The organism is Candidatus Hydrogenedentota bacterium, from assembly GCA_016791475.1.
Lineage (GTDB): Bacteria > Hydrogenedentota > Hydrogenedentia > Hydrogenedentales > JAEUWI01 > JAEUWI01.
Genome location: JAEUWI010000099.1, coordinates 1 through 13,296, shown reverse-complemented (window position 1 = coordinate 13,296; position 13,296 = coordinate 1). Strand labels below are relative to the sequence as shown.

11 protein-coding genes are annotated in these 13,296 nt (G+C 62.0%); 6 read left to right on the top strand and 5 right to left on the bottom strand.

Translation table 11 applies throughout. The annotated features are described in order from the left end of the window. On the top strand, window positions 1–122 hold a 122-nt coding region (locus JNK74_27820; protein ID MBL7650000.1), incomplete at its 5' end, for a hypothetical protein. A 104-nt stretch (window positions 123–226) separates the two neighbouring features. Here the strand turns inward: JNK74_27820 and bchE are convergent. The 5 genes from bchE to JNK74_27795 form a co-directional block, all read right to left on the bottom strand. Continuing rightward, window positions 227–1,732, bottom strand: a complete 1,506-nt coding sequence (bchE, locus tag JNK74_27815) for a magnesium-protoporphyrin IX monomethyl ester anaerobic oxidative cyclase (protein ID MBL7649999.1) — start codon at window positions 1,730–1,732, stop codon at window positions 227–229. A gap of 492 nt (window positions 1,733–2,224) precedes the next feature. After that, window positions 2,225–3,031 (bottom strand): TatD family hydrolase, encoded by an 807-nt coding sequence (locus JNK74_27810; protein MBL7649998.1) that lies wholly within the window; start codon window positions 3,029–3,031, stop codon window positions 2,225–2,227. Next, complete coding sequence (locus JNK74_27805) at window positions 3,028–3,312, bottom strand: hypothetical protein (protein MBL7649997.1); 285 nt, start codon at window positions 3,310–3,312, stop codon at window positions 3,028–3,030. Before JNK74_27805 ends, JNK74_27810 begins: the two co-directional genes overlap by 4 nt. 282 nt (window positions 3,313–3,594) lie before the next feature. After that, window positions 3,595–4,755 (bottom strand): 3-dehydroquinate synthase, encoded by a 1,161-nt coding sequence (locus JNK74_27800; GenBank protein MBL7649996.1) that lies wholly within the window; start codon window positions 4,753–4,755, stop codon window positions 3,595–3,597. Between the two features lie 497 nt (window positions 4,756–5,252). Then, window positions 5,253–5,888, bottom strand: coding sequence for a hypothetical protein (locus JNK74_27795; protein ID MBL7649995.1), 636 nt, complete (start codon window positions 5,886–5,888; stop codon window positions 5,253–5,255). A 346-nt stretch (window positions 5,889–6,234) separates the two neighbouring features. On the opposite strand from JNK74_27795, the gene JNK74_27790 reads away from it, so the two are divergent. From JNK74_27790 to JNK74_27770, 5 genes are all read left to right on the top strand, one after another. After that, complete coding sequence (locus JNK74_27790) at window positions 6,235–7,803, top strand: aminotransferase class III-fold pyridoxal phosphate-dependent enzyme (protein MBL7649994.1); 1,569 nt, start codon at window positions 6,235–6,237, stop codon at window positions 7,801–7,803. A 114-nt stretch (window positions 7,804–7,917) separates the two neighbouring features. Further along, window positions 7,918–9,477 carry a sodium/solute symporter gene (locus JNK74_27785; protein ID MBL7649993.1) on the top strand — a complete coding sequence of 520 codons (1,560 nt, stop codon included), beginning with the start codon at window positions 7,918–7,920 and terminating at the stop codon, window positions 9,475–9,477. A 15-nt stretch (window positions 9,478–9,492) separates the two neighbouring features. After that, entirely contained in the window at window positions 9,493–10,299 is an 807-nt protein-coding gene (locus JNK74_27780) for a DeoR/GlpR transcriptional regulator (protein ID MBL7649992.1), read from the top strand. After that, the gene (locus JNK74_27775; GenBank protein ID MBL7649991.1) at window positions 10,292–11,782 is read left to right on the top strand and encodes a hypothetical protein; all 1,491 of its coding nucleotides are present in this window, start codon (window positions 10,292–10,294) and stop codon (window positions 11,780–11,782) included. The genes JNK74_27780 and JNK74_27775 overlap by 8 nt, the downstream gene beginning before the upstream one ends. A gap of 5 nt (window positions 11,783–11,787) precedes the next feature. Next, complete coding sequence (locus JNK74_27770; GenBank protein ID MBL7649990.1) at window positions 11,788–13,194, top strand: hypothetical protein; 1,407 nt, start codon at window positions 11,788–11,790, stop codon at window positions 13,192–13,194. Window positions 13,195–13,296 lie beyond the last annotated feature (102 nt).

Genomic DNA, 13,296 nt, shown 5'->3' with positions numbered 1-13,296 from the left:
GACGGAAGGGACGGAAGGGACGGAAGGGACGGAAGGGACGGAAGGGACGGAAGGGACGGAAGGGACGGAAGGGACGGCTGGGACGGAAGGGACGGAAGGGACGACGGGGACGTGTGGTATGACTCCGGTGTCGCTCACGGGGCTGTTCCGCGAAGCGGAACGGTATGCATTGCCACGGGGGACCGTGGCAACGCGTGCACTGTGCACGTCTTCGCGCGTGGGTGCTTTACTTCAATGTATCCGATGTTCTCTGTCCCACGGTCTCCGGTGTCTGGGCCTTTCCCCAGAATTCCTGTAGTGTGGGGCCGTTTTTTTCGTGGTGGTCGCGGAGGAAGAAGTTCCAGATTTCGTAGGGCCAGACGCGGCGGCCTATGCGGGTGTACCATCGCATGGCGTGGCGGAATTCGGGGTCGGGGTGGGCCAGCACTCTCTTGAGGGCGCGGGGACGCAGTTGCATGGCGGCTTCCATAAACTTGACCCAGAGGAGTACGCGCCAGGGGGGCAGGTGGCGGGTGGCGAGGGTCTGGTGCTTGTAGTCCCAGCGGCGGCGGTCGAGTTGGACGACGTTGCGGGTGGCGGAGAGGGAGAAGAACGGGGTCCAGCGGTGGGGGGTGACGTAGAGGAGCTGGATCTGGTCGGGGTCGTAGGAGAGGAGGTGGCGCAGCGACTTCCAGTAGTCCCGGTCGCGCTCTTCTTCGAAGCCAACGACGTAGGTGGCCATGGAGACGATGTTGTGCTGGCGGAGCAGTCGGATGGCTTCGCGGTCTTTGTTGACGGTGGAGCCTTTCTGGATGGTTCGCAGGGTTTCTTCGCTGTAGCTCTCGGTGCCGAGGAGGAAGCGGATGAACCCGGCCTTTTTGTAGAGGTGGAGGATGTCGCGGTCGCGAACGATGTCGTCAGCGCGGGTGGAGCCGACGAGGGTGATGGGGAGGTCGTGGGCGATGAGGGCTTCGAGGAAGGCCCGCCACGCCGCTTTGGAGGCGGCGGGGTCTTCGTCGGCGAAGTTGAAGAGTTGGACGCCGTGTTCGCGGTGGAGCCAGGCGATTTCGGCGGCAAGTTTCTGCGGGTCGCGGTGACGCCAGCGTCGCCAGAATTTGCTCTGGCCGCAGTAGTTGCAGAGGTGGGGACAGCCCCGTGAAAACTGGATGACCACGGCGCGGCGTCCGCCCCAGTAGCTGTAGTTTTTGAAGTCGATGAGCTCCCAGCCGATGCGGTAGTCGTCGAGGCACTCGATGATCGGGGCGGTGGGCGTGGCGACGGGGCGTCCTTCGCGCCGGAAGGCGATGCCGGGGAGGGCGTCGACGGGTTCGCCCGCGTCCACCGCGCTGAGCAGGGCGGGGGCGGTGTGCTCGCCTTCACCGCGCACGATGAAGTCGATCTGGGGCTCTTCTTCGAGGATCTCCTTCCAGTGATAGGTCGGGAAGACCCCGCCGTAGACGATCCACGCACGGGGCAGCGCGGCGCGGATGGCCCGGCTGACTTCCGCGATGATGGGGTGGGCCGAGGTCGACCCGGAGTGGCCGAAGAGCACGGCGTCGGGCCCGAGGGCGACGGCTCGCGCGACGATTTCCCGCGTGGAGAGGGGGGCGAGTTCCCCGTCGATGAGGTGGGTGTCGTGCCCCGCGTCAATAAGGGGGCCGCCAACAGCCAGAAGCCCCAGGGGCGGGAGGTGGTCGCGTGGAATGCGGCTGCCGATGGACGGGTGGGGGACGTTGACGAGCAGGACGCGCATGGGTCGTAACCTTCCGGGGCATTGGATGTGGAATGGAAGTTGTGGTGTTGTTTCATGTGTATTGTAAAAGAACTTTATAGGTGAAAGCAAGTAGAGAATTGTAGAGAGTGTATGGAGGGTGGAGGTACTGACGTGCGCGCGGTCTGCCTGATGTCTGTGACGGGGGGAGCCTGGGTATGGCATTGCCAAGCGGAGCTTGGGAGGGTTTGGGCTGTTGTGGTGTTCACAGGGACGGGAGGGACGTAAGGGACGGGAGGGACGGAAGGGACGGAAGGGACGGAAGGGACGGAAGGGACGGAAGGGACGGAAGGGACGGAAGGGACGGAAGGGACGCAGGGATTTGCGGGACATCAAGGAATGTGTGAAATGTCTTCGTTCTTGGCGGCGGGGTGTGTTCCGCGGAGCGGAACGGTATGCATTGCCACGGGGGACCGTGGCAACGAGTATTCTCTCAATTGAGCTTGAGTTATGCCCAATCTGGCAGCGGCCGCGCTACCCCGTCACGTTGAAATTCGGCGATTGGCCCAGAAAGGTTCTGGGGTTGTCCCAGGTGAGGCGTTGGATGGTGGCTTCGCTGTGGCCGCGGCGTTTGAGTTCGATGCGGGCTTTGGGGACGGCGAGGGGATCGCTGATGCCCCAGTCGCAGGCGGAGTTCATCCAGAGGCGCTCGGTGCCGTACATCTCTATGATGTCGGCGGCGCGCTGGCTGGTGCATTTGGTTTCGGGGTAGAGGGTCATTCCGGCCCAGAAGCCCTTGTCGAGGACTTCGGCGACGGTGTGCTCTTCGACGTGATCGATGAGGACGCGGCCGGGCTCCACGTCGCCCCGGCTGAGAAGGGCGTCCATGATAATGCGGGTGCCCTTGCGTTTGTCTTCGAGGTGGGGGGTGTGGACGAGGATGAGCTGCTTGTGCTTGACGGCGAGGTCGATCTGCTCTTCGAGGATGGACAGCTCGTTGCGGGTGTTTTTGTTCAGGCCGATTTCGCCGACGCCGAGGACGTTGGGCTTTTTGAGGAAGTCGGGGATGATCTGGATGACTTCGCGGGCGAAGCCGGGGTCGTCACCTTCTTTGGGGTTGATGCAGATCCAGCAGAAGTGCCGGATGCCGAATTTCTTCGCGCGGGCGGGCTCATATTCCGTGAGCTGCCGGAAGTAGTCGTAGAAGCCTTTGACGGAGGCGCGATCGAAGCCGGCCCAGAAGGCGGGCTCGGATATGGCGACGCAACCGGCGAGGGCCATGCGCTCGTAGTCCTCGGTGGTGCGGGAGACCATGTGGCCGTGGGGTTCGATGTATTTCACGCGGATTTCTCCGGCGCGGCGCCGAGGGCGCCCTTCATGCCCTGGGCGGACTGGGCGATGGCTTCGGTGGTGTCGCTGAGGGATTCGAGGACGCGTCGTGCCCGTTCGCCCTGGCCGTCGCCGAGGAGGGCAAGGGCGTTGCGCAGGGCGGCCACCCGGAAATCGTCCTTCGCGGGGGCGCCATCGGCGGCGCGCTCCAGGCGGTCGAGGAAAGCGGCGATGTCGATTACTTTGGCGCGGTGTTCGAGGAAGTAGGTTTCCACGATCTGGGCGTAGGTCATGGGACAGGAGGATGGGTATTGCATGGGGATTCCCTTGGTGTGGTTGTTAGGAGATTTAACCACAAAGAACGCAAAGAGCACAAAGGGGATGTTTGCTCATTCGCGGAGGCGTGATGACACGGGCGTACAAGACGAATGGCTAGCGGTGTGGTGTGATTGGAGGAGAAGGCGAGTGAACACCGCTCGAATCGGTGAATTCTGCTGACGTGGAGAATCTTTTGCTCCAGGCACACGAACCGGCGTTGCCGGATCGCGTGGCACGACCTCAGTGGTCTCTATAGTTCATGCGATGCTTTTCGCTTCCGCCGGTTGCCAGGCGAGGAGCCATTCGAGGGCACGGCCCATGACGGTCTCGTCGATTTCGTGGACTTCAAAGGCGTCGCCGGCGCTGCGGATCATGGGGATGGAGCGCATGCCGCCCAGGTGCTCCTGAAATTCGGCCAAGCCGCGCATCAGCGTGGTGGCGTCCTTCAGCAGCGGATGGGCCAGCTCAAACCCGAGACTGTCCAGGCAGTGGAGGATGCGCTCATGCTCGACTTCATCCAGCCAGCCCTGGAGGCGCGCATAGGTCACGTCCAGCGCAAGGCCAATGGCCACGGCGGCCCCGTGGCGGATGCCGTAGTGGCTCATCTGCTCCAGCTTGTGGGCGGCCCAGTGGCCAAAGTCCAGGGGGCGCGCTTCGCCCCGCTCGAAGGGATCGCCGTTCTTCGTGATATGGTCGAAGTGGTGCTTGGCCGAGGCGCGGATAATGGGAATGGCCGCCTCTTCATCACGCTGGCGAATGGCTTCGGCGTTGCGCTCGATTTCTTCGAAGAGCCCGGGATCTTTCAACAGGGCCACTTTGACCGCTTCGCTGAAGCCGCAGATCCAGTCACCCTGGCTCAATTCGGCCAGCATGGACTCGTCGTTGATGACCGCCCAGGGCACTTCATACACACCGAGGTAGTTCTTCTGGCCAAAGGCGTTGATGCTGTTTTTTACGCCGAGGGCGGAGTCCGCCTGGCTGAGGGTGGTCGTGGCCACGCGGATAAGCCGCACGCCCCGGTGGGCCAGTGAGGCCGCGAGGCCCACGGCATCGAGCAGCGCGCCCCCGCCAACTACCACCACATAAGAGCGTCGGCAGAGGTGGGCCTGGCTGATGATCTCCAGGGCCTTATCGAGCGTGTGGCGGTCCTGCTTGGCCCGTTCGCCGCCGGGAAGGAGGTGGGGCACGCCGATCAGCGCCACGCTGCTGCTGTGGGCTTCAAACCAAGACGTAATCTGGCCCAGGAAACTGGTCTGAGCCTGGGCAAGGCCCTCGTCCACCATGACCACCATGCGCGCCCGGCCCGTCTCCGAAGTGCCGGTCAATTCGGCGAGGAGTGGGTTGTCGGGGCGAAAGAGCCCGTGGGTGCACCGGAGCCGATGGGTGTAGGCCACGGTGAAGGTGGAATCCAAATGCATGTCGATCTGCCCTGTGCTGGCGCCGCCCCAGGCGCGGGAAATGGAGAACGGGCGTGAGGGGAGAACGTCAATGTTCCCAGTGCCTTACGCGCGAGCGCCTCGGAGTTGGCAGGCTGCGGTGCATCCGTGAAAAAACCGCAATCACGGACCACAAGTATCTTACGCGGTGCCGAAACGCCTGTCAAACCAACGAATGAAGTTGCTCGGCCACGATAGGCCCGTTTCCATGACGAATCTGGGAGATCAATCTCTGTCGGTATGATCGAAGCCAGGCTTCAACAATACCGATCACCGTGGGTTGGGCGTCCCGCCTGACCTTCGCGACTACGGACAGCAACCCAGTCTCGACTGACCAGAAGGGTCTTGAAGCTGACACTCCGAATTTTATCGAGCGGCGTCGACTCAAGGTCAGGCGGGACGCCTAACCCACGTTGAATCGCTTAGTCAGGAGAAGAGGGCGTGCGCTTGACCGATTGTGGGCATCCCGTGTGGACGGGTCATGGATTGACTCCCAGGCGCTTGAGCGCTTCTGCGCCACCAGGCACGCCAGAATCCAGGATGTGGCGGATGGACATCATCAAGTTCGGACCCAATCGGTCGTCGAAGCCGCACCTTGGACTAGGGCCCCACAGTTGCGGATACCGGTCCGCCTTGAGATCGTTGTAAAGGTATTCGAGTGCCGCCACGTCAACGACCTCGCCCAACTCGGCGCGCAATCTTTGGTTATTGACGAACGTCGTGAGCGACTCGGCGAGCGCTTCGCGCCGTCGGGGACCCACGGTCTGTACCCAGTTCGCCAACGGCAACGGCAGGAATGTAGTGCTGTAAGAGAAAAACTCAGTGTGTATCTGACGATCCGGTTGAAACCAGAAACCTGCATCCACCACTTTAAAGGCCAGTTCGGTCAGTTCCTGCCGAGTGTACCTCGGGGTGCGGCGCTTCAATTCGGCGAGGGCGAATGGCCAGTCGGCATGTTCATATCGCTGAAGAAGTTCGCGATCTGTTGCTCGAATGACATTGAAAGTTTTCGATGGGTTGGGAGAGGATAGGTAGGCGGCGCAATGAGCCGTAGTGATCACGCCAAGGCCGAGTAGAAGGGCCGTCGCAACGAGTTTCAGGGCTTCGCGATTCATGGATGTAGGATCTCCGAATGCGTGATTCAAGGTCTGAGAGCTTGTGAAATTAACGCTAGGCGGGAGCACGGACTTTCCAGTCCGTGATTCTCGTGCGACTCCGTCGCACGATACGCGGGTAGGAAAACCCGCGCTCCCGTTTGGCGACTGCCTGATGGGATAATTCACAGCTTCCGAGTGGATATACGCCGTGGATTGCGGGAGGTTCACCGTGACTACTCGGTCAGCCTGAAGCGCAAGACCTCAATACCGCGTCCAAAGCTTGATTCCCTCCCCCGCGTGCGAAGTATCATATGAACACGAGCGAACATATTTGAACATTCGCTCTCAACCGAAGCGACGCGCCATGCCCTCTCAAAAGACCGAATTTGTCCCTGTGAATCGATCGCTGGCCGACCTCTGCGGCGCGGACTATGCCGAGGCCGTCTGCCGCGCGCGGGACCTGCTGACCGGCGAGGATGTGGCCTCGCTGATGGCCCTGGCCACGGAGCCTGTGGCGTTTTTCCCGGACTCCTTTCAGGAGCGATGCCTCTCCCTGCTGGATAGTGTGGGAGACACCATCCTCCCCGCCCTTTCGGATTCGTCTGCAGGCGCGTCGACCAAGGCCTTCAACGCCGCCACGAAGACCACCATGGCGCCCCTGAGCGCGCTGGGCTGTTTTCGGCTGGGTGAAGATGGCCGTCTTTATCTTGCGGCGAAGAGCGAGCACTATCACGCTTCGCTGGGCCACAGCTTTCCGGGCTACGAATTGCTCGACCGCGCGCGTCGCTTGGGCATTCCCAATGCCACGCACAACAACACGCGCGGTCAGATGACGCGGGTGCTGGAGGAGCGGCTGGTGGCGGCGGCGAACGGACTTGATGTCGATGATCGCGCGGGACTCGCGGCGGTGTTGGCGGAGAACCGGCTGGACGTCATGAATCGCGTACTGAATCTGGAGACCGGGAGCCTGGCGGTGGAGGCGGCGCTTAAGATGATCCTGGCGCGCTTCTATCGGATGCAGCGTGAATTGGCGGAGCCGGCCTATGCGGGGAAGACGCCGGTGATACTGGTGATTGGCGATGACGAGGGCGGGCTGGGCGGCAACTACCACGGCACGACGATCATTACGCAGATGATGCGGGGCATGTGGCCGGAGCTGACGGCGCGGCTCGATGTGGCGGGCGCAATTCAGGTTCGAACCATTCGTCCGAACAATCTCGCGGATCTGGATGCGGCCTTCGCCGAGTTTGAAGGCGGCTTCACGAAGATCGCGGGCTTGTTTCACGAGATCGTGATGATGAACTATGGTGGCCTGACCCTGACGCGCGAATTCCTGCATCATGCCTATGACCTCTGCGCAAAGCATGACGTGCCCGTGGTGTGCGATGAGATTCAGTCGTGCATCTGGAGTTCGGAGATCTTTCTTTTCCGCGAATATGGATTGAAGCCGAGTTTCGTGTCGGCGGGCAAAGGCTTTCCCGGTGGCGAGTATCCCGCGTCGCGCATTGTGTTCAGCGCGGCGATGGATGTGAACCTGCCGCAGTTTGGCGCGCTGGTGACGAATGGCCAGGAAGAACTGGCCTCGTTGGCTTATCTGGTGACTTTGACCTGGGCCCAGGCCAACGCGGGCGTGACGAAGGCGGTGGGGGCTTATTATGCCGGGCGCTTGCGCGAGGTCGCGGCGCGCTATGATGGGCTGGTGACGGCGGTGGAGGGACACCGGCACATGTCAACGCTATTTATCGAAGATCTGGAATCGGCGAAGGCTATTGCGGCGCTGCTGGTGGAGGCGGGGCTGGACATCAGCGCCCAGACCTACAAGGCCGATTGTCCCCCGGCACTGTTGACGAAGCTGCCGTTGACCGCGGGCTACGAGGTGGTGGACTGCGTGGTGGATAAGATCGATGCGGCGATGGCGGCGTATAGCAGTTGACAGTTGACAGTTGACTGTGGACAGTGGACTGAGTGGACGGTGGTACGTTCTAGATGATGTGTTGACTGCGAGGCGGTTGAGCGGATTTTCCCAGCTTTAAAGGACCTGAACCCAATGCAACTAGGCGCCATCGATATTTCAATTTTTGTGGTCTACTTCGGCGTGGTGCTGTTTCTGGGCTACTGGGCGACGCGCCGGAGCGAAGTCTCCAAGCGGGACTATTTCCTTGCGGGCGACAAGCTGCCCTGGTGGATGATCGGCGGGAGCATTGTGGCGTCGAATCTGAGCAGCCACCAGTTCGTGGGAATGACGGGTGCGGCCTACGACCGGGGATTTGTGGCCATTACGGCGGAATGGGGTGCTATTCTCATCGGGCTCAATGTGCTGCTGTGGATATTTCTTCCCTTTTACCTGCGCAATGGTTTCTACACCATGCCTGAGTTTCTGCAGCGGCGCTTTGGCGACGCCTCGCGTGTGGCCTATGCGGGCCTGATAATCCTCATCTATATTTTCATCGAAATCGCCTCGGTCCTTTATCTCGGCGCCTTCACACTCAACAAACTGATGGGCGTCGATATGCTCACAAGCATCATCGTACTGGCGGTGTGCACCTCCGTGTACACCATTGCCGGCGGATTGCGCGCGGTAGTCTGGACCGAGATGCTGCAACTGGTCGTGCTCCTCGTGGGCGGTGTGGCCCTCTCAATCGCCGTGATAAACGCGGCCGGGGGGTGGGACAACGTAATGGCGACACAGACGGAGTGGGATCTCCTCTTGCCCGCCGACGACATCGACTATCCCTGGACCCAGTACCTCGGCGGCGTGCTGTGCATCAGCGCTTTTTACTGGGCGACGAATCAGTTTATCGTGCAGCGGGCGCTCGCCGCGAAGAATGAGAACCACGCGCGTATGGGCGTGGTATTCGCCCAGTACATCAAGTTCTTCATCCCGTTCATGACCGTGGTGCCGGGGCTGATGGCGGCCAAACTCTATCCCTCGATTCAGAAAGCGGACGAAGCCTTTCCCACGCTCGTGGAAGAGCTGCTCCCCCATGGGCTCGTGGGCCTCGTACTGGCGGGGCTGACAGCGGCGATCATGTCTCACGTTTCGGGGGCCATCAATTCCTGCACGACGATTGCAAGCATGGACTTTTATGTGCCCTATGTGAACAAAAATGCCACAGAGCGCCAGGTCGTGCGTTTCGGCAAGATTGTGGGTGCGGTTATCTCGGTGCTGGGCATCTTCTGGGCCTGGGTCCTGATCAGTTATTCGGATAAGCCGATTTTTATCTACCTGATGAACGCCTACGGCTATTTCGCCGCGGGTATCGCCGCCATGTTCCTGCTGGGCATCTTCTGGAAGCGCGCGACCCATGCGGGCGCGCTCGTGGCCGGCGGACTCACGCTGCCCCTGAGTGCGCTGCTCGACTACTTCTACGACATGCCCTTCGCCAACCGGACCGGTATCGTGTTCTGGGCCTGTATGGTTGGTGGTGTCCTGGTAAGTCTGGTTACGACGCCGAAGTCGGAAGCGGATCTGAAGGGGTTGATCTGGGACTGGCGGTCGGCCTTTGCGACCCGGGGCGACGACCAGCCGAAGGGGCTCATGCGGCCCGCGATCTGGTGCGCGATCATTAACGGTATCGTGCTTTTTATGTATTTCCGGTATTCGTGAAGCGAGCGGGGCCAATTGAAAACAATCCAGGAAAAGAAACTGACCTCCACCCGGCGGCGTGCTCGCATTCTCGAATGCCTTTCCGCAGAAGGCGAGGTCTTTGTGCTGGATCTCGCGGAACGCTTTGGCGTGACGCCCATGACCGTGCGACGGGATTTGGAGGCGCTGGAGGGGGAAAACGCCCTGACGCGAACCCACGGCGGCGCCATTTTCTCGAAGCAGTCCGTGGCGGAGTTTGCCTTTCTTGAGCGCAACCGCACCAGCATCCGCGAGAAACAGGCCATCGCGCGCGAGGCGGCGTCGCTCGTATCGCCGGGGATGACCATCGTTATCGATACGGGCACTACGACGTTGGAAGTGGCTCGGGCGCTCAGCGGCGTCGCGGGGTTGCGCGTTTTGACGTCGTCCCTCGCCGTGGCCTCGGCGCTCCACACCCACCCCAATATGGAAATCGTTCTGCTCGGCGGGAGTGTTGGGAAAAACAGCCCCGACCTTTCCGGCGCGCTTACCGAGGACAACCTGCGACGCTTTCGCGTGCAGCTCGCCTTTCTCGGCGCGGACGCGCTCGACGAGCGCGGCCTGTACACCACCGATCTGGCCATCGCCCGGGTGTCCGAGGCGATGATCGACGTGGCGGAGGACACGGTGCTGGTGGCGGACAGCCGCAAGTTCCAGCGGACCTCGTTTGTGAAGTTTGCGGAGTGGCCGCAGATTCGTCGCGTGATCACGGATCAAGAAGCGGCGCCCGCTCATCGCGCCTGGCTGAAGCGATGCGTGAGCGATGTTCGCTACGCGAAGTCGGGAGGAAACGGCCGTGTCTGAGGCGCTCTATATCGGCATTGATTTGGGGACGACCGCGCTGAAAGTTGCGGCTTATGACGCCCGCACGGGGGAGCGCGTGGCGGGAGACGAACGTCCGCTGAAGGTACTGACCGATGCCGAAGGCCGCCGGGAACAGCCCCCCGAATCGATCATGAAAAGCCTCAAGAAGGCGTTGGAGTCCATCGGGCGGACCTGTGGCGGACTTGATCGTGTGGAAGGTCTCGGTCTGGCATCCCAGGGGGGCAGCGGCATCGTGGCGGTCCGGAAATCCGGCAAAGCCCTGACGCCCATGACCCTGTGGAATGACGCCCGCGCTTTTGTGGAATTTCAGCAGCTCGTCGATCGGCTGCCGGTGAACTTCTGGCGCACCCGAACGCGCCGCGACGATCCCGGCATGGGGCTGGCCCGGCTGATGCGGCTGCGAAGTGAGTCGCCGGAATTGCTGGTGGATCAGAATCTTTACGCGGGCGCCGGAGACTATGCCTATTTTCATCTGACGGGCGTGTGGCGGCAGGATGCATGCCACGGCTTGCAGTCGGGAATCTACGATGCCCGGACGAACAGCGTGAGTGATGAACTCTCTGGTATCGTGGGTCTGTCCTCAGATTTTTTCCCCGCCCTGCGCGAGGGGAATGAAACCCATCCCCTGTCAAAATCCGCCGCGAAAGCGTTTGGCCTTCGCGAAGGCATTCCCGTGGCCGGGCCCTATATGGATCACGAGGCGGGCTTTCTCTCCGCAGCGCGGGTTTCCGCCCGCCCCCTCCAGTGTTCCCTGGGCACCGCCTGGGTGGGCAATTTTCAACTGCCGGGCGATTCCATGGGGCACACGCCTTTTCAACTTGCGATTCCGTCGCCTGCTTCCGACGGGACCCTCGTGATACAGCCCCTGATGACAGGCAACTTGACCTGGAACTGGGCCCTCGAAACCTTCGTGGGCGGGAGCGCGGCCTCGGCGCTGAGCATGCAGGCCCGGCTTCTGGAAGCGGCATTGTTACCGCCGGGTGGTCTGACCTGCGTGCCCTGGCTGAACCGTCCCCATCCGCTCGATCCCGCGCTGCTGGGCGGATGCACCTTCGCGGGGATCGGCCCTTCCATGGAGCGGAGCGATTTCCTTCGCGCGGTGGTCGCGGGCATGGGCTACGAGCTGCACCGGGTCTTCCGGGAGGTGGCCGCGGGCGGCCTGATCGACAGCGTGGTGCTGAGCGGCGGCACCAGCCGCAGTCCCCATTTTCAGCAGCTCATAGCGGAGCTCTTTACGCCGCTCCCGGTCCTGTTGCTGGACGACGCGGAATGGATGGGAACGCGGGGCTGTCTCCACGCGTTCAACCCCCAGTCTGCCCGGGCGAGTGCGGTGCTGGTGAAGCCAGGCGGTCTGCTGGATCGCAATGCGCTGGCGGCGGGTGAATCGTTGTACAATGAGGTATTCAGTCGGTTGTATGGTCACGTTCGCGCGGGAAGCGCCTACGTTCTCGGAGGAAGTTAAAGCGAATGGTCATCGAGCGCCCGCGCATAGGACTGCTGCCCCTCTATCTGGCATTGTATGATTCCGCGCTGCCCGACCTGCTGGGCGAGTTGGACCCCTTTCTCAAAGGAGTGAACTCCGCCTTTGTATCCAACGGGGTCGATGTGACGGAGGCACCCGTGTGCCGCGTCAAAGCGGATGTGGCCGGTGCCGTGGAGCGCTTCCGGGCCGACGGCGTGGACTTGATTGTCACGCTGCACCTCGCCTATTCGCCGTCGCTGGAGTCCGTGGGACCGCTGGTGGAGTCGCGATTGCCGGTGCTGATGCTCGACACAACGCCCGACGCCGCATTCGGGCTGGACACTGATCCGCTCCGGCTCCTCTACAACCATGGGATTCACGGCCTGCAGGATCTTGCTTCCGTGCTGCGGCGCCGCGGCAAGGATTGCTGGATCGTCGCGGGACATCTCAGTAATCCCTCCGTCATGGAGCGGGCCTGTGCCATTGCTCGCGGCGCCCGCGCGGCGTCGAGCCTGCGAACGAGCAAGGTACTGCGCATTGGCTCCTCTTTCGAGGGGATGGGCGATTTTCGGGTGGCCGATCTCGAGTTGTACGGAACGTTGCGGGTGGAGGTGAATGAGATCAAGCCAGACGCCCTGTTGGACGATGTACGTTCGATCTCCGAGGAGGCCGTAGCGGCGGAGATGGCGGATGACCAGGCCCGATTCGAGGTGGATGCGCCGCCCGAGGTGCACGCCCGCACCGCCCGGCTCGGTCTGGGGCTCCGGCAATACCTGGAGCGCCACGGCTACAACGCCTTTTCCATGAACTTTCTTGCCTTCCAGATGTCGGAGGGACCGCTCAGCACCGTGCCCTTTCTGGAATGCTGCAAAGCCATGGCCCGGGGCGTGGGATATGCCGGCGAAGGCGACGTGCTGACGGCGGCATTTGTGGGGGCCCTGTCCAAGGCGATTGGCGAGACCACCTTTACCGAAATGTTTTGCCCGGACTGGGCGGGCGGCAGTATTTTTCTTTCGCACATGGGTGAGTTCAATCCAGCCGTTGCGGCGGCGCGGCCCCGGCTCTATGAGAAGGAATTTCCCTTTACGCCCGCGCAGAACCCCGCCACTCTGGCCTGCGCCCCCCGTCCGGGGGCGGCCACATTGGTCAACCTCGCACCGGGGCCGAACAGCAGCTTCACCCTGATTGCCGCCCCGGTGGACGTGCTGGGCGATGGGACCCATCCGGCGTGCCGGGATTGGATACGCGGATGGGTGAAGCCGGTTGTCCCGCTGGAGGAGTTTCTGGAGAACTATTCGCGCCACGGCGGCACCCACCACAACGCGCTGGTCTATGAGTGTCAGCGCGACGCCCTGGAAGCTTTCGCACGGGCGGCAGGATTGGGCTTTGTGATGATTGGAGAGTGTTTGTGATGGTGGCGCGCCTGTTGATCGGGCCTATGGGTCTTATGGGTCTTATGGGTCTTATGGGTCTTATGGGTCTTATGGGTCTTATGGGTCTTATGGGTCTTATGG